This is a genomic window from Streptomyces sp. 351MFTsu5.1 (genome assembly GCF_000383655.1).
In the GTDB taxonomy this organism is placed as follows: domain Bacteria; phylum Actinomycetota; class Actinomycetes; order Streptomycetales; family Streptomycetaceae; genus Streptomyces; species Streptomyces griseorubiginosus.
Window position 1 is genome coordinate 13,196 of record NZ_KB911782.1, and the last position, 20,929, is coordinate 34,124.

At 70.3% G+C, this 20,929-nt stretch carries 17 protein-coding genes; 7 read left to right on the forward strand and 10 right to left on the reverse strand.

The annotated features are described in order from the left end of the window. Nucleotides 1-54: 54 nt before the first annotated feature. A complete protein-coding gene (locus tag H295_RS0119050; RefSeq protein WP_020136933.1) occupies nucleotides 55-1,323 on the forward strand; it encodes an ROK family protein in 1,269 nt (422 codons plus the stop codon). Between the two features lie 22 nt (nucleotides 1,324-1,345). On the opposite strand, the gene H295_RS0119055 is transcribed toward H295_RS0119050, so the two are convergent. Further along, nucleotides 1,346-1,714: a VOC family protein gene (locus tag H295_RS0119055; RefSeq protein ID WP_020136934.1), complete on the reverse strand. Its 369-nt coding sequence runs from the start codon at nucleotides 1,712-1,714 to the stop codon at nucleotides 1,346-1,348. A 62-nt stretch (nucleotides 1,715-1,776) separates the two neighbouring features. Here H295_RS0119055 and H295_RS0119060 point away from each other — a divergent pair, with 62 nt between their 5' ends. Beyond that, complete coding sequence (locus tag H295_RS0119060; RefSeq protein WP_020136935.1) at nucleotides 1,777-2,247, forward strand: MarR family winged helix-turn-helix transcriptional regulator; 471 nt, start codon at nucleotides 1,777-1,779, stop codon at nucleotides 2,245-2,247. A gap of 64 nt (nucleotides 2,248-2,311) precedes the next feature. On the opposite strand, the gene H295_RS0119065 is transcribed toward H295_RS0119060, so the two are convergent. From H295_RS0119065 to H295_RS0119095, 7 genes are all read right to left on the reverse strand, one after another. Next, the gene (locus H295_RS0119065) at nucleotides 2,312-3,733 is read right to left on the reverse strand and encodes a family 43 glycosylhydrolase (RefSeq protein ID WP_020136936.1); all 1,422 of its coding nucleotides are present in this window, start codon (nucleotides 3,731-3,733) and stop codon (nucleotides 2,312-2,314) included. 47 nt (nucleotides 3,734-3,780) lie between these two features. Further along, the gene (locus H295_RS0119070; protein ID WP_020136937.1) at nucleotides 3,781-6,378 is read right to left on the reverse strand and encodes an alpha-L-rhamnosidase; all 2,598 of its coding nucleotides are present in this window, start codon (nucleotides 6,376-6,378) and stop codon (nucleotides 3,781-3,783) included. After that, a complete protein-coding gene (locus tag H295_RS0119075; RefSeq protein ID WP_020136938.1) occupies nucleotides 6,375-7,271 on the reverse strand; it encodes a carbohydrate ABC transporter permease in 897 nt (298 codons plus the stop codon). Before H295_RS0119075 ends, H295_RS0119070 begins: the two co-directional genes overlap by 4 nt. A gap of 6 nt (nucleotides 7,272-7,277) precedes the next feature. Then, nucleotides 7,278-8,162, reverse strand: coding sequence for a carbohydrate ABC transporter permease (locus tag H295_RS0119080; protein WP_020136939.1), 885 nt, complete (start codon nucleotides 8,160-8,162; stop codon nucleotides 7,278-7,280). A gap of 47 nt (nucleotides 8,163-8,209) precedes the next feature. Next, the gene (locus tag H295_RS0119085; protein WP_020136940.1) at nucleotides 8,210-9,520 is read right to left on the reverse strand and encodes an ABC transporter substrate-binding protein; all 1,311 of its coding nucleotides are present in this window, start codon (nucleotides 9,518-9,520) and stop codon (nucleotides 8,210-8,212) included. Between the two features lie 407 nt (nucleotides 9,521-9,927). Continuing rightward, nucleotides 9,928-10,926: a LacI family DNA-binding transcriptional regulator gene (locus H295_RS0119090; protein ID WP_020136941.1), complete on the reverse strand. Its 999-nt coding sequence runs from the start codon at nucleotides 10,924-10,926 to the stop codon at nucleotides 9,928-9,930. A gap of 437 nt (nucleotides 10,927-11,363) precedes the next feature. Further along, nucleotides 11,364-12,152: a CPBP family intramembrane glutamic endopeptidase gene (locus H295_RS0119095; protein ID WP_028809515.1), complete on the reverse strand. Its 789-nt coding sequence runs from the start codon at nucleotides 12,150-12,152 to the stop codon at nucleotides 11,364-11,366. Nucleotides 12,153-12,398: 246 nt separating this feature from the next. Between H295_RS0119095 and H295_RS0119100 the strand changes: the two genes are divergently transcribed. Next, a complete protein-coding gene (locus H295_RS0119100) occupies nucleotides 12,399-13,610 on the forward strand; it encodes a metallophosphoesterase (protein ID WP_020136943.1) in 1,212 nt (403 codons plus the stop codon). Between the two features lie 95 nt (nucleotides 13,611-13,705). Here H295_RS0119100 and dhaK read toward each other — a convergent pair whose 3' ends face one another. After that, nucleotides 13,706-14,710, reverse strand: coding sequence for a dihydroxyacetone kinase subunit DhaK (dhaK, locus tag H295_RS0119105; protein WP_020136944.1), 1,005 nt, complete (start codon nucleotides 14,708-14,710; stop codon nucleotides 13,706-13,708). Between the two features lie 319 nt (nucleotides 14,711-15,029). Between dhaK and H295_RS0119110 the strand changes: the two genes are divergently transcribed. The 4 genes from H295_RS0119110 (at nucleotide 15,030) to H295_RS0119125 (ending at nucleotide 19,893) form a co-directional block, all read left to right on the forward strand. Next, nucleotides 15,030-15,878, forward strand: a complete 849-nt coding sequence (locus H295_RS0119110; protein ID WP_028809516.1) for an MIP/aquaporin family protein — start codon at nucleotides 15,030-15,032, stop codon at nucleotides 15,876-15,878. Nucleotides 15,879-15,940: 62 nt separating this feature from the next. Next, nucleotides 15,941-17,458 (forward strand): glycerol kinase GlpK, encoded by a 1,518-nt coding sequence (gene glpK / locus H295_RS0119115; RefSeq protein ID WP_020136946.1) that lies wholly within the window; start codon nucleotides 15,941-15,943, stop codon nucleotides 17,456-17,458. 76 nt (nucleotides 17,459-17,534) lie between these two features. Next, nucleotides 17,535-19,247 (forward strand): glycerol-3-phosphate dehydrogenase/oxidase, encoded by a 1,713-nt coding sequence (locus H295_RS0119120; protein ID WP_028809517.1) that lies wholly within the window; start codon nucleotides 17,535-17,537, stop codon nucleotides 19,245-19,247. 145 nt (nucleotides 19,248-19,392) lie between these two features. Next, nucleotides 19,393-19,893 carry an AMIN-like domain-containing (lipo)protein gene (locus tag H295_RS0119125; RefSeq protein WP_020136948.1) on the forward strand — a complete coding sequence of 167 codons (501 nt, stop codon included), beginning with the start codon at nucleotides 19,393-19,395 and terminating at the stop codon, nucleotides 19,891-19,893. Between the two features lie 122 nt (nucleotides 19,894-20,015). On the opposite strand, the gene H295_RS0119130 is transcribed toward H295_RS0119125, so the two are convergent. Continuing rightward, nucleotides 20,016-20,927 carry a hypothetical protein gene (locus tag H295_RS0119130; protein ID WP_158691053.1) on the reverse strand — a complete coding sequence of 304 codons (912 nt, stop codon included), beginning with the start codon at nucleotides 20,925-20,927 and terminating at the stop codon, nucleotides 20,016-20,018. Nucleotides 20,928-20,929: the final 2 nt, after the last annotated feature.

Consider the following 20,929-nt stretch of genomic DNA (forward strand, 5'->3'; position numbering starts at 1 on the left):
CAAGGGCTCGGGCCGGGGTATCTTGCAGGTCGGGGCCGATCCGGAAGGGTTCACATGGCGGTGCGGAACGGGCGGACGGTGCGCGACCTGCGACGGGGCAACCGCACCGCCGTACTACAACGGTTGTATTTCGACGGCCCCATGAGCCGCTTCGCGCTGGCCCCGGCCACCGGCCTCAGCGCCGGCTCCATCAGCAACGTGGTCGCGGACCTGATCGCGGACGACCTGGTCGAGGAGGCCGGCACCGTCGAGTCCGACGGCGGCCGCCCCCGCACCCTGCTGCGCGTCGCGCCCGGCGGCGGGCACATGATCGGCGTCGATGTCGGCGAGACCCGCGTGCGCGTGGAGCTCTTCGACCTCGCCCTGACCGAACTGGCCCGCACGGAAAGGCCCCTGGAGCATCACGGCTACGACGTCGAGGTCGTCGTCGGGCACATCCGTGACGGTGTCGCCGAGGTCCTAGCCGCGACCGGCATCACCCCGGAGCAGTTGCTGGGCGTCGGGATCGGGGTCCCCGGCATCGTGGCCCGCACTCCCGGGCAGGGCGCCGTGGTCCATGGTCAGACGATCGGCTGGGACGCCGTGCCGCTGGAAGCCCTGCTGCGTGCGAGCGGCGAACTCCCGGACTCCGTCACGTACTTCATCGACAACGGGGCCCGCACCCTCGGCCAGGCCGAGCTGTGGTTCGGAGCGGGCCGGGGCTGCCGCAACGCGGTCGTGGTCCTGTTCGGCTCGGGCGTCGGCGCCTGTCTCGTCACCGAGGACATGGAGTACGGCCGCCCGCTGGAGTGGGGGCACCTCACCGTCCAGGTCAGGGGCCGCCGCTGCCGCTGTGGGGCACGGGGCTGCCTGGAGGCGTACGCGGGCGCCGAGTCGATGCTGGAGCGATGGCGGGAGGAAGGGGGACGTCCACCGCGGGGCGTCGACGAGGAGAGCGCCCTGACGGCGATGCTGCGGGCCGCCTACCCGGACACGGACGGCGGGGACGAGGGGGGCCGAGAAGCCGACCCGGCGGCGCTCGCCGTACTGGAGGAGACCGCCGAGTACGTCGGCGCCGGACTGTCCGACCTGATCAACCTCTTCCAGCCCGAACGCATCCTCATCGGCGGCTGGGCGGGCCTCCAGGTCGGACCGCGCCTGCTGCCCGCCGTACGCCGGTATGCCGACGCGCACGCCCTGCGCCATCCCGCCGAGCGGGTCTCCATCGACCTGGGCGAACTCGGCCCGGACGCGGTGACGGTCGGCGCCGCGAGTCTGCCGCTGGCCGACTTCTTCGCCCGGGGCGGACAGCGCGCCGACCGCGGCGGGCCACGGGAGGGCTGAACTCCCGCGTGCGCCCGGTCCCTCAGGTGCGGTCGTGGAGCGTGATCTGGTAGCCGTCGGGGTCGGCGAAGGTGAAGGTGCGGCCGAAGGGGCCGTCGACCGGAGCGGAGACGATGGCGCGCCCGTCGGCGACGAGCGCGTCATGGATGCCCTGGACGTCGGTGGCGTGCAGCCAGAGGGCCACGCCGATGCCGGGCCCGCCGACGGAGTCGAGGTCGGTGCCCGGGACGAGGTCACGGAGAGCGAAGGCGATCGGCTTCGTGTCGAAGACGACGGCGTGCGGAGGCCCTGCCGGCGAGCGGACGAGGCCGAGGTACCGCTCGTAGAACGCCTGCGAGGCGTCGAGGTCGCGCACTTGCAGCGAGATGAAGTCGGGGCCGGTGGCGGGCATGGTGACACTCCTTCTTTCGTGTCAGTTTTCTGACACGCGGCAAGCTATGTCAGAATCCTGACATGAGTCAAGAAGGTGTCGGCGTCGACCTGGAGACGTCACTGGGCTATCTGCTCAAGGAAGCGTCGAGCGCCCTGCGCACGGCGATGGAGGAGGTGCTGCGGCCGCTCGGGATGAGCGTGACGCACTACTCCTGCCTCGAACTGCTGGCGCAGCGACCGGGCTTGTCGAACTCGGAGCTCGCGCGGGGCGCGTTCGTGACACGGCAGACGATGAACGTGCTGCTCCAGGCCCTGGAGCGGGACGGCTTCGTGACCAGGCCCGCCGAGGCTCCGGTGGGGAAGGTGCTGCCCACCCGGCTCACGCCGAGCGGCCGGCGAAGTCTCGAGAAGGCGAGCGCGGCCGTGCGCTCCGTCGAGGCGAGGATGCTGTCCGGGCTGACCGGAGCCGAGCAGGCGGCCGCGTTCGGGGCCCTGAAGAGCATGATCCATTCACTGCGCGGCGACGACGGGGGCACACGGGTCGTTCCCTGACGCACGCGAGCCCTGCTCTCCGTTCAGGGGAGAACAGGGCTCGCTGCCAAGGGGCCTTACGGCGTCAGACCACCATCCACTGCTGGTTGGCGCCCGCGGTGCAGCTCGCCTGGTCGAGGGCGGCTCCATTGGAGGTGGACGCCCCGGCGACTTCCAGGCACTTGCCGCTGTTGACGTTGGCGAAGGTGACGTAGCCGCCGATCACGGCCGTCCTCGTCCACAGCTGCTGGGGAGCGCCGGTACACGTCGACTGGACGGCCACCGCCCCGTCGGCCGTCGAACCGCCGGAGATCTGGAGGCACTTGCCGCTGTTGACGTTCACCAGCTCGTAGTTGGAGCCCACCGCGGTGGGCACCCACTGCTGGTTGGCACCGGAGTTGCAGTTGCCGGAGTTCACCGAGGCCCCGTCCGCCGTGCTCAGGTACCACACGTCCGCGCACTTGCCGCTGTTGCGGTTGAGCAGGTGGTTGTTCGCGGTGCCGAGCGGAGCGGCGAGGACCGGCCAGCCGCCCGCGAAGGTCACCTGGCGGATGTCCAGGGTCTCCTGACCGGAGTTGTCACCGTCGTAGTAGTGGTAGGCGAGGAACTTGGACGTGCCGTCGTCGTAGGCGTCGGCACCGCCCGCGGCCACCCTGGGATAGGCGCCGGTGAGGACGGTGGTGCCGCCGCCCGAGGCCATGTCCGTGCCGTTCTGGTCGAGATAGGGGCCGGTGATGCTGGTGGAGCGGCCGACCACCGTGTAGTAGGTGCTGTTGACGCCGCTGCAGCACAGGCCCTTGGAGCCGAAGAGGTAGTAGTAGCCGCCGTTGAGGATGATCGTCGGGTTCTCGATGCCGACGGCGATGTGCCAGAGGTTGTTGTCGGTGGTGGAAAGCTTGCCGGTGGTCTGGTCCAGAACGTGCATGTAGGTGCCACTGCCGGTCCAGGAGCCCCAGGAGATGTAGAGCCGGCCGTCGGGGCCCCAGTCGACGTTGGGGTCGATCGGGTAGTTGACGTCCGTGACCATGCCCTGGTCGGTCCACGGGCCCTCGATGTTCGTGGCCGTGGCGACGCCCATCACCGCGTAGTTGGAGCCCCAGAGCGAACCGGCGTAGTACAGGTGGTAGCTGCCGTTGAAGTACTTGATGTCCGGGGCCCAGATGTTGGGCGGGGTCGAGCCCAGCTTGGCGGTGATCCAGGACGGGGTGGACGACCACACGTTGCCGACCTTGGTCCAGCCGGAGGCCGCGGTGCCGCCGCAGGTCTTGCGGATCGTGATGGACCCGCTGGGGTTGAGCGGGTCGTTCTCGAACCCGGTGGAGAAGCCGTAGTAGCAGCTGCCGACCTTGATGACGCTCGGGTCGTGCATCCGCAGGTCACCGCTGAGCGCCTGGGCCGGACCGGCGGTCACCAGGCCGAGGACGGCCATCAGGGCGACCATGAGCGCGGCGAGGACGGAACGCCCCGCGCGGGTGCGCCTCTCGCCGGATGTCGGGGGTCTGTGCATGCGAAACTCCTTTGTGCCGCTGCGTGGTTGGCCGGGGGGTGGGTGTGTCAGCCGGCGTCGCAACCGTGGTTCGCCCGCCGGACGGTGGTGGTGCCGGTCGGCAGGACGGTCACGCCTCCGTCGGGCCAGTCGACGCGTGCCGTGGTGCCGGTCGGCACGGTCGCCCGCACGGTGAGTCCGCTCTCGTCGAGGTCCCAGCGGATCTCGACGCGCCCGTACGGCGACTCGTGGGCGGCGTGCGCCCAGGTGATGCCGCCGCCCGGCCGGGGCCGGAAGACGATGCCGCGGTAGCCGGGTTCGCTCGCGCCCAGTCCGGCGACCGTGCCGTGCAGCCACTCGGCCACGGCGCCGAGGGCGTAGTGGTTGAACGAGGTCATCTCGCCCGGGTTGACGCTGCCGTCGGGCAGCATGCTGTCCCAGCGTTCCCAGACGGTGGTGGCGTCGTGCTTGAGCGCGTAGAGCCAGGACGGGCACTCCTGCTGGAGGAGCAGGGCGTACGCGGCGTCGTCGTGGCGGGTGGCGCTCAGCGCGGGCGCCACCAGCGGGGTGCCGATGAAGCCGGTCTGGATGGTGTGGCCGCCCTCGGCGACCAGCTCGGCCAGCCGGCGTCCGGCGGCGGCCCTGGCCTCCGTGTCCGGGAGGAGGTCGAACTGGAGGGCGACGGCGTAGGCGGTCTGGGTGTCGCTGGTCATCCGGCCGCCGGGCAGCACGTACGCGTCGACGAACGCCCGCCGGACCCGGTCCGCGAGGTCCCCGTAGCGGTCCCCTTCGTCGGGGCGGCCGAGGACACCGGCGGTCCACGCCACATGACGCGCGGACCACGCGTAGTACGCCGTGGCGATGAGGTGACGGTCGGTGCGGCCGGCACCGGGGTCGTCCGGGGGTGCGAACGGGTCGAGCCAGTCGCCGAGTTGGTAGCCCCGGTTCCACAGCCCCGACGGGTCGGCGAGCCGGGTGACGAGGTCGACCCAGCGCCGCGCGCTGTCGTACTGGGCGGCGAGCAGTCCGGTGTCACCGGACGCCCGGTACAGGTCCCAGGGGGTCAGCGCCACGACGTCGCCCCAGCCGGCGCCCGGTCTGGCGGGGGTCCACTGCTCGCCGCCGGGGATCTCGGGGACGTACCACGGGACGGTCCCGTCGTCGTGCTGTTCCACGGCGACGTCCCGCAGCCAGGAACCGAGCATGCCGTGGCAGTCGTACAGGAAGGCGGCGGTGGGCGCGAAGATCTGGATGTCGCCGGTCCAGCCGAGCCGCTCGTCACGCTGGGGGCAGTCGGTGGGGAGGTCGACGAAGTTGCCGCGCAGGCTCCACACCACGTTCTGGTGCAGGCGGTTGACCTGGTCGTTGGAGCAGGCGAACCAGCCGGTGCGCGCCATGTCGGTGTGGTGGACGCGGGCGACGATGTCGCGCCCGGGGAAGCCGCCGCCGCGCCAGCCGGTGATCTCGGCGTACCGGAATCCGTGGAGGGTGAAGCGGGGCTCCCAGGTCTCGGGGCCGCCGCCGCGCAGGGTGTAGCGGTCCGTGGACGTGGCGCCGCGCAGGGGGCGGACGCACAGTTCGCCGTCCTGGAGCACTTCGGCGTGGCGGATGACGACCGTGTGCCCGGCCGGCCCGGAGACCGTGATGCGGACCCGGCCGACGAGGTTCTGTCCGAAGTCCACCAGCAGCCGGTCGTCGTCCAGGGCGGTCACCAGCACCGGGCGGATCTCCTCGGTGCAGCGCACGGGTGGGCCGGTGGGCGCGACCAGGGTCGCCGGGTCCCGGGAGACCACGTCCACCGGCGACCAGTCGCCGTCGTCGAACCCGGGGCTCGACCAGCCGGGCAGCTCCTGCCGGGCGTCGTAGGTCTCGCCGTCGAGCAGCCCCGCCGACAGGATCGGGCCCTGGCAGGCCCGCCAGGAGGGGTCGGTGCCGACGACGGTGACGCTTCCGTCGCGGTGGACGATCTCCAGCTGGGCGAGGAGGGCGACCCGGTCGCCGTAGAGGTCGGCGTGGCCGCCGCCGAAGCCGAGGCGGCCCCGGTACCAGCCGTCGGACAGCCAGGCGCCGATGGCGTTGGCACCTGCGCGCAGATGCTCGGTGACGTCGTGGGTCTGGTAGCGCAGTCGGTGGTGGTAGCTGGTCCACCCGGGTGCGAGGGCGTGGTCGCCCACCCGTCGGCCGTTGATCTCGATCTCGTAGAGGCCGTGCGCGGTGACGTACAGCCGGGCGCGCTCGATGTCCGCGGCCGCGGTGAACTCCTTGCGCAGCAGGGGCGGACGCCGGTCGCTGTCGCTCCCCCGCGGTGAGACCGCCCGGGCCGTCCAGTCGCCGGGTGCCAGCAGTCCCGTCTCGATGTGCAGGAGCGAGCTCCAGTCGCCGGCCACCTGGTCGGCGCCCCGGACCCGCACCCGGACCGCACAGGCCTCCCGGGAGCTCAGGGGCGGCAGCGGCCACGGGACCAGCACCGAGTCGGAAGAGGTCACCCAGTCCGTGCGGTACGTCCCGTCGGCGCGCGTCGCCTCGATCTGGTAGGCGTGCTGGGTCCACCCGGTCGGCGCGGTGGTCTTCCAGGAGAGCCGCGGCGAGGACTCGCCGATGCCGAACGGCTCCCGGTGGTGCTCCGCGGTCGGCGCGGCCGTCGCGGGTATGGGCTCGGGGGTCATCCCTTCACCGCCCCGGCCGTCAGGCCCTTGATGATGCGCTGGTTGATGAGCAGGTAGAGGACCAGGGCGCCGACGACGTTGATGCTGATCGCCGCGAACAGCGGGCCGAAGGACGTCTCCCCGTACTGGCCGGTGAAGTTGAGCAGGCCCACCTGGACGGTGCGCAGGTCGTCGTTGGTGGTGAAGGTGAGGGACACCAGAAGGTCGTTCCAGATGAAGAAGAACTGCACGAGCGCGACCGTGAAGACGGCGTTGCGCACGACGGGGAACCCGATCCGCCAGAAGGCCGTGAGCATGCCGGCGCCGTCGAGGGTGGCGGCCTCGAACATCTCGCGCGGGACCGCCCGGAAGTAGGTGGCCATCATGAAGACGGTGAGCGGGAGGCCGACCGCGGTGTAGGTGATGATCAGCGGCCACAGGGTGCCGGACAGGCCGCTCTGGAAGTACACCCGGAACAACGGGAGCAGGATCATCTGGCTCGGCACCATGATGCCCACCAGGAAGACGAGGAGCACCTGGTGGCGGCCGCGCCAGATCATGACCTCCAGGGCGAATCCGGCGGCGGTGCCGAGCAGGATGATCAGCGCGAGCGAGGGCACGGTGGCCAGAAGGCTGTTGCGGAGGTACAGGGCGACATGGCCGGTCGTCCACGCATCGGCGTAGTTCTGGAAGTCCCACTTCCCGGGCAGCGACCAGGCGGGGTCGTTGACGAACTCCGCCTGGGTCTTGAACGAGCTGAGCAGCAGCCACAGCAGGGGCGTCACCTCGACGAGCACCAGCAGGGCGACGAGGAGGTTGCGGGTCAGGCGCCGGGCGTACCCGCGCTTGCGGACAGCGGCCGGCCGTGGGACGGGCAGGAGTTCCCGCGGCGGGGCCGTGAGGGTGTCGGTCATGGGGGTTCAGCCCTTGGTCAGGTCGCGGCGCGAGAAGCGGAAGACGACGAGGGTGACGCCGAGGCAGACGACGGTCAGCAGCGAGGCGATGGTGCTGCCGTAGCCGTAGTCGCCGTAGGAGAAGGCGGTGCGGAACATGTAGAGGGTCAGGGGGGTCGTCCCGCTGCCCGGACCGCCGTTGGTCAGGGCGAGGACCGAGTCGAAGACCTTGAGGGTGCCGTTGATGCTGAACACCACCGAGGACAGCAGCACGGGCGCGGACAGCGGCAGGACGATGTGCCGGATCAGCCGCCAGCCGGTGGCACCGTCCAGCCGCGCCGACTCCAGCGTCTCCTCGGGGATGTCGAGGAGCCCGGCGAAGATGAGGACGCCGTAGAAGCCCATGGAGCGCCATACGTCCATGACGACGAGGACGACGAAGGAGCCGCCGGCGCTCGCGAACCAGTCGCCGTGGTGCACCCCCAGTCCTTCGAGGGCGATGTTGGCCAGGCCGTTCTGCGGGGCGACGGCGAAGAGCTTCTGGAACATCAGGGCCACGGCGACGGTCGGCAGGATCACCGGGAAGAACACCAGGGTGCGCACAACCGCGGAGGACCTGCGCAGCACGAACACGTAGAGAAGCGCGAGCAGGTACCCGCAGAGGACCTGCCCGGCGCTGACGGCGAGCGCGTACTTGAAGGTGAACCACAGTGCCGAGTGGGCCTGCGGGTCATGCCACAGCTTCTCGAAGTTGCCGACCCCGCCGAAGGTGAAGCCCTCGATGACGTTGCCCCTGAAGAAGGTGTACCCGAGGGACCAGCCCATCGGTACCAGCATCACCAGGGTGTAGACCAGCAGCGCCGGGCCGAGCAGGACGGCGATGGCGCGGCGGTCTCCCAGAACTGAACGCATGACGGCTCTCTCACGAAGGGTTCGGTGCGGACGGCGGTGCGGCGGGGTCAGCCGTTGTCGAGGTCGGTCTGGACCTTCTGCATGAAGTTCTTGGCCGAGAGGGAGCCGGTGACGAGCGGCGCGGCGTTGGTCTGGCTGGTCTCCGTCGCCTTCGTGTTGAACAGGGCCTCGAACCACAGGGTGCTGGTCGTGGTCTTGGAGATGGTGTCCTGCACGGTCTGCGTGAGCGGCGGGAGCGTGCCGGTGTCGCCGTTGGGCTTGAAGCCGGAGACGGTGCCCTGGTCCTTCAGGGAGGCGGCGCCGTAGTTCTTGGTGATGCAGGTGAGCCAGTCGCCCACCTTGGCGTCGTAGGACTTCGCGGAGACGGCGACGGGGAGGCCGACGTTGGCCGGGATCTGGTCCGCGCTGCCCTTGCCGCCCGCGACGGCCGGGAACGGCATGAAGCCGACGTTGTCCGCGCCGATCTTGTTCTTGGTCTTGTCGTTGAAGTCGCCGAGCGCCCAGCTGCCCATGTAGAACATGGCGGCCTTGCCGGTGAGGAACTGCTGGGTGGCGGTGTCGTAGTCGATCGAGCCGACGCCCTTGCCGAAGTAGCCGGCCTTGCCGAGGTCGGCGACGGCCTGCGCGGCCTTCACATAGGCGGGGTCGGTCAGCTTGGCCTTGCCGTCGGCGACCGACTGGAGGGCGTCCGGGCCGAGTTCGCGGTAGAGATAGCCGCTGATGAGCCGGGTGAGGGGCCAGCCGTCCTTGCCGTCGGCGGCGAAGGGGGTGACGCCGGCGCCCTTGAACTTCGCGGCGGCCGCGACCAGTTGGTCGTACGTGGTCGGGGTCGCCACGTGCTGGTCCGCGAAGAGCTTCTTGTTGTACCAGATGCCCTCGATGTTGAACTGGTAGGGCATGACGTTGAACTTGCCGTACAGGTTCTCGACGGTCTTGATCGCGGCGGGCTGAAGGTCGTCCCAGACGCCGAGGTCCTTGAGCGTCTTCTCCAGGTCGAGGACCTGGCCCGCCTTGTCCAGCGTCTTGGTGAGCTGGGGCGTGCCGCCCGCCGCGAACTGCACCGGCAGCGCGTTCTGTCCGGCGAGGAGCTGCACCTTCTGGTCGACGTTGCCTATCGGGAGCGTCTGGATCTTCAGCGGCAGGGCCTTGTTCTGCGCCGCGCAGGCGCCCTTGCCCAGGGTGGTGAGCTCCTGCTGGACGATGTGGTTGTCGTCGTTGATGGTGAGGCTGAACTCCTTGGCGGCGCTGCCCGCGCCGCTTCCGCCACCGCAGGCGCTCAGCAGCAGGGCCGAGGTGGCCGCCGTGGCGACGAGGGCGATACGGCGGGACCTGAGGGCGGTTCTGAGGGTGTTGTGCACGGGTGCTCCTCGGCACACAGAGCGTTGAAACGCTTCAATTGGGAGATGCCGGGAACCTATGACCCGCTTCGGCGTGTGTCAAGGATTTGTCGGGGACGTTTCTGAACCGCGCCCCCCGGGAGGTGGGTGCCGTCGACGGTGGGGGCCATGGTCGACGGGGGCGCGGAAAGTACTGGCCAGGCGGTTGAGGGGGCTACGGAACCCGGTGCGGCTCGGCAGCTCCCGGACCGCCGGTTCCGGGTGCCGGCCCGCACGACCAGCTAGCGTCCCCATGGGCACGGCGACCCCGACGACCCTCAGTTCGGCGCGCTGGACCGCACGATGAGCTCGGGCACCCGGATCTGCGCAGCGACCCCAGCTATTGTCAGTTCGGCGCGCTGGAACGCACGATCAGCTCCGAGCTGTTGTCAGTTCGGTGCGCTGGACCGCACGATCAGTTCCGGCTCCAACACCACCGTGGCGTGCCGGTGCTGCTTGCCCGAGGCCACCTCGTCCATCAGCAGCCGGATCGCCTCCTGCCCCATCATCCGGCCCGGCATGTCCACCGCGGTCAGCGGCACCGCCGCGGCACCCGCCGCACGGTTGTTCTCGCAGCCGACGACCGCCACCTGGTCGGGCACCCGGATCCCCGCCAAGGTGTGCAGCTGATGGATGATGGCGTTGGCCAGCTCGTCCGTGACGACGACCAGGCCATCGGGCAGTTCCTCGGGCGCCCGGCGGGCGAGTTCGGCCCCCACCACATGCCCGTGGGACGTGGTCAGACCGACGCTGTCGATCTCCTCCAGGGTGACGCCGGGCCCCGCCTCCTCGACTGCCGCGCGCACTCCCCTGCGCCGGTCGCGCACCGGCTGGTAGTCGTCGTGCGCAACCACGTACGCCAGCCGGGTGCGCCCGGTGTCGATGAGATGGCGGGCCGCCAGATATCCCACGTGCTCGTTGTTGACCAGCACCGAACAGCAAGTGCCGGGCCGCGGCGCGTAGTTGAGCAGCACTACCTGGCGGCCGTGCGAGCGGATGCGCGCGATGCCGGCCGTGGAGTCCTCCATCGGCGCCAGCAGCACGCCGGTCACCCGGGACTCGTCGAAGAGGTCGAGATAGTCGTCCTGGAGGCGCATGTCGCACGCGGTGTTGGCCAGCAGGAGGTTCTGGCCGACCGCCCGGGCGGCGTCCTGAGCGCCATGCGCCATGTCGATGAACAGGGAGTTCTCGATGTCGGCGAGGACCATGCCGATGCTCTTGGTCGAGCCGGACACCAGCGACCGGGCGGCGTCGTTGCGCACGAAGCCCAGTCGCCCGATGGCCTCGCGGACGCGTTCCGCCGTCGCGGGGCTCACCTTCGCCGGGTGGTTCAGCACGTTGGAGACCGTGCCGACCGAGACGCCGGCGGCGTCGGCGACGTCCTGCATGCTCGGACTGGCATGCCCCTGAACTGCTCGCGGGCGGGCGGTTGCCACAGCGCTCCTCGACCTCCGGTCTCGTTCCAACCCGGGACCGCACGGCACCCACAGTGACCAGGCTGTCGCCGACAAGGCGCAGAATACATGACGCGTGTTGAAACGCTCCAAGACCGGCGTTCCGGCGGTGCCTGCGCCGGGGCGGAGATCGAGCAATATCAGCTGGTCACCCGGGAGCCGAGAGCTGGGTGGTGCCCGCCCGTGCCCGCCCGTGCACGGACGCCTGCGGGATCGGCACGCGCCGGAGCGACTCGACCGGGAACCCGCCCGCGGTCGGTTGAACTGGTCGATCGGCATCGCTGGTCTTGACGGCCCGGCCGGAGCGTGCGAATCTCCCACTCCTGATAGATTGAAACGCATCAACCAGAGACCAGGTGCTCCGGCGCCGGTCAGTCCATTGCCCCGGCTGCCTCGGGGCGCGGGTCGTCGCCCCCGGCGGCGTTCCGCGGCGGAAGCCGGTCCCGGGCGGCGTAACGGCGCAGCAGCAACCAGCCGTACCCGGCCTGAAAGACGTACACGCTCACCTGCCACCAGTCCGGGGCCACGCCCGGGGAGCGGATCTGGAAGAAGTCGTCGAGCGCGTGGACGACCACCATCGGCCAGACGGACCCGATCGCGAAACGCAGTCCCGCGCAGGTGAAGCCGAACAGCGCGGCGGACAGCATCTGCCACAGGGTGTCGTCCGACGCGGCGCCGAAGAAGAGGTGGTTCTGGACGTGCCCGAGGCCGAAGAGGACAGCGACACCGGTGGCCGCACGCAGTGGGCCGAGCGGGGTGAGGGTCTGCTGGACGAGACCACGGCTGTAGACCTCCTCGTTGAGACCGACCCACAGCAGCGACACCAGGGAGCTGACGACGACTGTCGTACGGCCGTCGAGCCCGGCGAGCGCGTACGAACCGGCGATCAGCAGCATCGGCAGCGCCAGCCACCAGCGCCGCCGGCGGCCGAACGTGGTGGTGCCGGACACCCGCAGCCATCCCCACCGCCACAGCACGCACCAGACGCCGGCGAGGCAGATCGCGTTGATCACGGTGGCGCCCAGGCCGGGGAACCATGCCGGAGCCAGTGGAGGCAGGAGCACCTTGGCGAAGAGCAGGAGCACCACATGCCAGGCGAGCGTCAACTCCACGGCGCCGCAGACCGGATGACGCGTTACGTGTCCATTCCAGCGCTCCATCACGGGGGCGAGGGTATCCGCGGCTGCCCGTGCGGCACCCCGTGTTGTCGGGAACGCCAGAGGGACTGTCGGCGTTGCCCCAAAAGGGGGCGCTGCCGGCGTCGCCCGGAAGGGCCGCAGCCCGGGTCGCCCCGAAGGGCTGCTGCCTGCTTTGCCCAAAGGGGCCGCCGGCACGAGCGTCGCGCGGCCGCCCCCAGGCGACCGGCTACAGTGCGCGGGACGGCAGCCCGGTCAGGGAGGAGCAGCGTGACCGACACCAAGAACGCCCGGCCCGCGGAGGGTGAGGCGCAAGCGCCCCGGCAGAGCCGACTGCTCCGCCTGATGCGCTACCTCCCCCTGATCGCCCCCGTCCTGCTGTGGGCCGTGCCCTGCTGGGTGCTCCTGTACACCGGCCAGCACTGGCCGTTGCCCGTCACCCTGGCCGGCACCGCCCTGTTCGTCCTCGGGCTCGCCGCCATGCCGCTCGCGATGATGCGCGGCCACGGCCGGCGCCAGCAGGACCGGGCGGCGATCATCGGTGACACCCTGCTGGGCAGCAGTTGGGTGCTGTTCACCTGGTCCGTCCTGCTCGGCATCCTGGTGCGGCTCGCCCTGACCGTGGCCGGCGTCGGCGAGAGCGAGGACCGGGCCCGGATCGTCACGTGGGCCGTCCTCGCCGTGTCCGCCGCGCTGCTCGCCTGGGGGTACGCCGAGGCCCGCCGTGTGCCCCGGGTGCGCCGGCTCGACGTACCACTCCCGCGACTGGGGTCCGGGCTGGACGGTCTGCGTGTCGTGCTCATCACCGACACCCACTACGGCCCCCTCGACCGTGCCCGCTGGTCGGCCCGGGTGTGCGAGACGGTGAACACCCTGGAGGCCGACCTGGTCTGCCACACCGGGGACATCGCGGACGGCACGGCCGAACGCCGCCGCGCCCAGGCCACCCCGCTCGCGACCGTACGAGCCACCGAGGCACGGGTCTACGTCACCGGCAACCACGAGTACTACAGCGAGGCCCAGGGGTGGGTCGACCTGATGGACGAGCTGGGCTGGGAGCCGTTGCGCAACCGCCATCTGCTGCTCGAACGCGGCGGCGACACCCTCGTGGTCGCGGGCGTGGACGACGTCACCGCCGAGTCCTCCGGCCTGGCGGGTCACCGCGCCCACCTCGCCGGAGCCCTGGACGGCGCCGACCCCGAGCTGCCCGTGCTGCTCCTGGCCCACCAGCCCAAGTTCGTCGACCGGGCGGCGGCCGCCGGAATCGACCTCCAGCTCTCCGGCCACACCCACGGTGGGCAGATCTGGCCCTTCCACCACCTGGTCCGCCTCGACCAGCCGGCCCTCGCCGGGCTCACCCGGCACGGTGTCCGCACCCTGCTCTACACCAGCCGCGGCACCGGCTTCTGGGGCCCGCCGTTCCGGGTCTTCGCGCCGAGCGAGATCACCCTGCTGGTACTCCGCGCACCGCAACAGCCTTGACGTGCGCATTCCTTCGGTGTGCGGACATCACACACCGAAGGAAGCGGCGCACACGGCCTCCGCAGCAGCGGGGGCACTTCCCCTCCACCACCAGCTCAGCGGCCCCAGCGCAGCGCGGCCGTCTGCACGGGGGCGTCCCACAGCCGCAGCATCTCCTCGTCGGCCCGGCAGAGGGTCACCGAGCAGCCGGCCATGTCCAGCGACGTGACGTAGTTGCCCACGAGCGCCCGCGCCACCGGCACGCTCCGGGCCTCCAGCAGCCGGGCCACCTCGGCGTGGAAGCCGTACAGCTCCAGCAGGGGCGTCGCTCCCATCCCGTTGACCAGGGCCAGTACCGGCCCGTCGGCCGGAGGCATCTCCCCCAGCTCCTCGAGTACGGCGCCCACCGCGACCTCCGCGATCTCCCGGGACGGCATCATCGCGTGCCGCTCCCGGCCCGGCTCGCCGTGGATCCCGACCCCGAGCTCCATCTCCCCGTCCGGCAGGTCGAAGGTCGGGCCTCCTGAGGCGGGAGTGCTGCAAGCGCTGAGCGCCACGCCGAAGCTGCGCGAGAGCTCGTTGACGCGCCGGGCGATCTCGGCCACCCGCTCCAGAGGTGCGCCCTCCTCGGCGGCCGCCCCGGCGATCTTCTCCACGAACAGGGTTGCCCCGGTGCCCCGCCGCCCGGCCGTGTACGTGCTGTCGGTGACGGCGACGTCATCGTTGACCAGGACACTCTCGACCCGGACGCCGTCCTCCTCGGCGAGCTCGGCGGCCATCTGGAAGTTCAGCACGTCCCCGGTGTAGTTCTTGACGACGAACAGCACGCCCTGCCCGGCCTCGACGGCGGTTGCCGCGCGCAGCATCTGTTCCGGGACGGGCGAGGTGAACACCTCCCCCGGACACGCGGCCGACAGCATCCCGTACCCGACGAACCCGGCGTGCAGCGGCTCGTGCCCGGAACCGCCGCCGGACACCAGCCCGACCCGGCCGCTCTCCCGCGCGTCCCGGCGAACGACCACCCGCCGCTCCACGTCCACGTCCAGGTCCGGGTGGGCGGCGGCCAACCCGGACAGGGCATCGGCGACCACGGTCTCCGGACTGTTGATCAGCATCTTCATGGCACCTCCCGGGTGGAACCGGCGGCCGAGCCTCTGCCCCTGTCCTCACGGAGTTCAGGGTCCCCACAGAGTTCAGGGTCCTCACGGCGCTCAGGCATCGCCGGACAGGCGGACGCGTTTGCGATCGCACGCCCCAGGACCAGTGTGCCGCCACCCCGTGGACAACCGCGATGCGTGCGCGCTGACGTGCGCAGGCCGGGGCGGGCTGCGGCATGCTCTGCCGCCCCGCACGCGCATATCCGCAGCCGGTCATACAATGATTTTTGGAGGCTCGGGGCAGTCGACAGCCGACCTTCGGGCCGGCGGGAAGCGGGCACCCATGGCTGAGCGACTCAAGAGATCAGGACTGGTCGGCGAGCTTTCAGCGGAATTCGCCGGCACGATGATCCTCATCCTCTTCGGTTGTGGCGTGGTGGCTCAGGTGGTCGCCGGCGGGGCCCTCACGAATCCCGCGGGCGGCCTCGGAAACCACGACAGCATCGCCTGGGCCTGGGGCCTCGGCGTCACCCTCGGTGTGTACGTCGCGGCGAGGCTGAGCGGTGCGCACCTCAATCCCGCGGTAACCCTCGCGCTGGCGACGTTCAAGGGGTTCCCGTGGAGCAAAGTGGCTCCCTACGCGCTGGCCCAGACAGCCGGCGCCTTCGTGGCAGCCCTGCTCGTCCGGTGGAACTACACCGAGGCGCTGGCGAAAGCGGACCCCACCCACACCATCAAGACGCAGGGCGTGTTCTCCACCCTGCCCGCCAACGGCAACCCGAACCTGCCGGTCCACGAATGGGGCGCCTTCCGCGACCAGATCATCGGCACCGCAATCCTGCTGCTGCTGATCCTGGCGGTCACGGACCTGCTCAACACGCCCCCCGGCGCCAACCTGGCGCCGTTCATCGTCGGTCTGATCGTCGTTGCCATCGGTATGGCCTGGGGCACCAACGCGGGGTACGCGATCAACCCGGCACGCGACTTCGGTCCCCGGCTGGCCAGCTTCCTCACCGGGTACGGCGGAGCGTGGCGAGATCAGTACGGGAACTTCTACTTCTGGGTGCCGATCATCGGTCCGCTGATCGGAGGTCTGCTGGGAGCGGGCCTCTACAAGGTCTTCATCGGCCGGTTCCTGCCGACCGCTGAGCCCGAACCCCCCGGACGGATCCCGGCCCCGGACGAGAACTGACCGGCTCCCGGGGTTGCCGGGATCCGGCTGCCCCGGGAGAGCCCAAGGAGAGGCGGCATCCCATGGCGGACTTCGTCGGCGCGGTGGACCAAGGGACCACCAGCACCCGTTTCATGATCTTCGACCATGCCGGCAACGAGGTGGCGCGGCACCAGCTCGAACACTCACAGATCCTCCCGCGCTCGGGGTGGGTCGAACACGACCCAGTGGAGATCTGGGAACGCACCAACTCCGTGATCCAGAACGCGCTCCGGCACGGAAACCTCGCTCCGGAGGACCTGGCGGCCATCGGTATCACCAACCAACGGGAGACGACCGTCGTCTGGGACCCGCGCAACGGCCGCCCCTACTACAACGCCATCGTCTGGCAGGACACCCGTACCGACTCCATCGCGGCAGCGCTGGACCGCTCGGGCCAGGGCGACGTGATCCGCCGCAAGGCGGGACTGCCGCCGGCCACGTACTTCTCCGGCGGCAAGATCCAGTGGATCCTGGAGAACGTCGACGGGGTGCGCGAGGCGGCCGAGCAGGGCCATGCCCTCTTCGGCAACACCGACGCATGGGTGCTGTGGAATCTCACCGGCGGCCCCGACGGCGGCGTCCACGCCACCGACGTGACCAATGCCAGCCGCACCATGCTGATGGACCTGGAGACCCTCGACTGGGACGACGAACTGCTGGGCTTCTTCGGCGTTCCCCGGGCGATGCTGCCGACCATCAATCCGTCCTCCCACCGGGAGGCGTTCGGACAGACCCGTACGTCCCGCCCGCTGCGGGCGGCCATCCCGATCACCGGCGTGCTCGGCGACCAGCAGGCGGCCACCGTCGGGCAGGTCTGCTACGCGCCCGGCGAAGCCAAGAACACCTACGGCACCGGCAACTTCCTGGTGCTCAACACCGGCACGGAACTGGTGCGGTCCCAGCACGGCCTGCTGACCACCGTGGCGTACCAGTTCGGGGACAGCCCGGCGATCTACGCCCTCGAAGGCTCCATCGCCGTCACCGGCTCCGCGATTCAATGGCTCCGGGACCAGTTGAAGATCATCAGCGATGCCGCCGAGAGCGAACGTCTGGCGCTCACCGTCGACGACAACGGCGGGATCTACTTCGTCCCCGCCTTCTCCGGCCTGTTCGCCCCGTACTGGCGTTCCGACGCCCGCGGCGCGATCGTCGGCCTCGCCCGGTACAACGACAACGGCCACCTGGCACGGGCCGCCCTGGAAGCCATCTGCTACCAGAGCCGCGACGTGGTGGAAGCCATGGAGCAGGACTCCGGCGTCCACCTCGACGTGCTCAAGGTCGACGGCGGCGTGACGGCCAACGACCTGTGCATGCAGATCCAGGCCGACGTCCTCGGCGTTCCGGTCAGCCGCCCGGTCGTGGCCGAGACCACGGCGCTCGGCGCCGCCTACGCCGCCGGTCTGGCCACCGGTTTCTGGCAGGACACGGACGAACTGCGCACCCACTGGCAGGAGTCCAAGCGCTGGGAGCCCCAGTGGTCCGAGGAACAGCGCGCGGAGGGATACGCGGGCTGGAAGAAGGCGGTGGAGCGCACGCTCGACTGGGCCAAGGTCGAATAGGTTCCGGCCGGGAACTCCCCGAGAGGGCCGCCCGGGCCGCGTGCGCCACCCGCACCCGCTGCACGAGGAGAAGAGCATGGCGAACCCGGTGGCCCTCTCGCCCGGCGCACGCGCGGAGGCTCTCGTCCGGCTGGGAGAGAACGAGCTCGACGTCCTCGTCGTCGGGGGCGGCGTGGTCGGCGCCGGCGCCGCCCTGGACGCGGCCACCCGTGGCCTGCGAGTCGGCCTCGTCGAAGCCCGGGACTGGGCCTCGGGCACGTCCAGCCGCTCCAGCAAGCTCATCCACGGCGGCCTGCGCTACCTGGAGATGCTGGACTTCCGGCTCGTCGCCGAGGCCCTGAAGGAACGCGGACTCCTGCTTCGGGTCCTGGCTCCTCATCTGGTGCGTCCGGTGCCGTTCCTCTACCCGCTGCGACACCGGATCCGGGAGCGCCCCTACGTCGGCGCCGGCGTGCTGCTCTACGACACCATGGCCATGGCCTCCGGTACCTCCAGAGGTCTGCCCCACCACCGCCATCTGCTCAAGCGCCGAGCCCTGCACGAGGCACCCGCGCTGCGCTCCGACGCCCTGGTCGGCGCGATCCAGTACTGGGACGCCCAGGTCGACGACGCCCGGCACACCCTGTTCCTCGTCCGCACGGCCGCCGCCTACGGAGCGCTGGCCGCCAACCGCACCCGGGTCAGCCGCTTCCTGCGGCAGGGCGAGCGGGTGGTGGGTGCCGTGGTCACGGACCTGGAGACGGGCGACGACACAGAGGTGCGGGCCAAGCAGGTCATCAACGCGACCGGCGTATGGACCGACGACACCCAGTCCCTCGCCGGTACTCGGGGCCAGTTCCACGTCCGCGCCTCCAAGGGCGTACACCTGCTGGTCCCCCGCGACCGGATCAACTCCCGCACCGGGCTCATCCTCCGCACCGAGAAGAGCGTGCTGTTCGTCATCCCCTGGGGACGGCACTGGATCATCGGGACCACCGACACCGACTGGACACTCGACAAGGCCCATCCCGCCCTCAGCTCCAAGGACGTCACCTACCTGCTGGACCACGTCAACAGCGTCCTGACCACGCCTCTGGTTCCGGAGGACGTCGAGGGTGTCTACGCCGGTCTGCGTCCCCTCCTGTCCGGCGAGGCCGCGGAAACCAGCAAACTGTCCCGTGAGCACCTGGTCGCACACCCGGTGCCCGGTCTCGTCGTGGTGGCCGGCGGCAAGTACACGACCTATCGGGTGATGGCCAAGGACGCGGTCGACGAGGCGGCCCGCGGCCTGGACGAGAAAGTGCCCGACTGCGTCACGCACCGCGTTCCGCTGCTCGGCGCCGACGGCTATCCGGCCCTCTGGAACTCCCGCCACATCCTCGCCGAGCGCTCCGGGCTGCATGTCGCCCGCATCGAGCACCTGTTGAACCGCTACGGCTCCCTGGTGCACGAGCTGCTCGCCCTGGTCGCCGCCGACTCCTCGCTGGGCGAGCCGCTGCCGAGCTCCGACGACTACCTGCGGGTCGAGGCGGTGTACGCGGTGACCCATGAGGGGGCCCGCCACCTGGAGGACGTGCTCGCCCGGCGTACCCGGATCTCGATCGAGTCCTGGGACCGAGGGGTGGACGCGGCGCAGACCGTCGCGGAACTGATGGCACCTCAGCTGGGCTGGGACCAGGCGCACCGGGACCGTGAGGTCAACCACTACCTGAAGCGAGTGGCCGCCGAACGCGAGGCCCAGCAGCAGCCGGACGACCAGACCGCCGACGCGGTACGGCTCGGCGCCCCCGACATCATCCCGGTGCACTGAGTCCGCACGCACCGAGTCCGTTCCGGCCACCAACTCTTCCGGGCCACAGACGCGCACACTCGTTCGCCGAAGCGTGCAACCGTATGACCCTCACATATGTCTCGTACAGTAACCATCAGTCCCCGACGTCTCATAGGGGGGCATCATGCATACCCGCCATCGCCTCACGGCCACCACCGCGAGCGCACTCCTGCTGGCCGGCGCCGCGGCGTCGACCCCTGCCGCCGCCACGTCCTCGGCACCGGCCACGAGTCTCGTGGTCAACGCCAGGATCGGCGGTCACTGCTCCTTCGACAGGGTCGTCGTCGACGTGAAGGGCAAACTGCCGCCGGCCACCGTCACGCGTGTCAAGGAGCTCCGCTACGACAGCTCGGGGAAGAAGGTCCCGCTGGCCGGGAAGTACTTCCTGGAGATCAAGCTCTCCCCCGCCGCAGCGCACGACGACGCGGGCAGGAACGTCTACAAGGGCCCGCGCCTGATCAAGCTGAATCTGCCGAAGCTCAAGGGCTTCGCCCTGACCGGCGACTTCGAGGGAGTCGTCACCTTCGGGGCCGCGTTCAACAGCAAGCCCTCCTACACGACGAAGCAACTGCACCGCCCCGAGCGCTTCGTCCTCGACATCGCCCACCACAACACCTGCCGTTGACAGCACTGAGGTGCACGGACGGATCCGGGGTCGACAACGAGACCGCCGGGACCGGTGCGGTCCGGCCCGGCGGTCGCTCCTCCGTGGCGAACGGTGCGCTACGGCCGGCCCCGCGAAGGCCCCTAGCCCTCCGCCACGATCCTGCGTGCCGCCTCTGTCTTCTTCCGGTGGGCCGTGAGGAGCTTGTTGAGGGTCTCGGAGTTCTTGTCGATTTCCGCTTTCTGCAGGGCGGATTCGGCCGTGAACCAGATGTCGAGCAGGTCGGTCTTCTCCTTGCAGCGCACATCCGCGCGCGCGGTCTCTTTCTCCTTCGCGGAGATGTCCTCGCGCTGGAATTCCCTGTTGTTGGCCGGTTCGAGCGGAGACGCGTATCGGAATCCTGAACTCCGCATACAGGCGGACCAGTTCCGGAATACCTCCTTCACTTTCGGTTCGGTCAGCGAATCCTTATAGCTCTGCGTGGAGATGCCGCGGGCGATGTCCGCCGCTTCCGGGGCGTCGTACTTCTTGGCGAGTTGCGCCACCGACTGTCCGAAGCAGCCGTTCGTCGGCACTTCTCTTCCTTTGTAGACGACCTTCTCCGCGGCGCCCGGTTCTGCGCCCCGGTTTCCGTAGAACACCCGCAGGGCGTCCTCGGGAAGGTCCGGGCCCGCGGGCAGGGGGCCGATGTCGGGGTGGTATCCGAGGCGAGCGGCCTCGCTCGCGCTGGACAGCCCGTAGCGGCGGTCGGCGGACGTGGAGGTCTCGGCCTCCCGCTTCGCGGGCTCGTACGTGATCCCGTAGGTGCGCAGACAGCGCTTGGTCAGGATCTGCTGCGCGGACTCGATGACGGCGGACTCGCCAGCGGTGTAGCTGTAGCGGGCGACGGGCAGCCGATCGCCGTATGTGACCTGCGACTTCGCCGCCGAACCCTTGGATGTGACGGGCGTCTCGGAGGGCCCGGCCGGGGCGCCGCCCGCGCCCGGACCGCTCTCTGAGGAGCAGCCGAGCAGGGCGGCGGCCAGGGCCAGGCACATGGGTGCCAGGCGTCGCACGC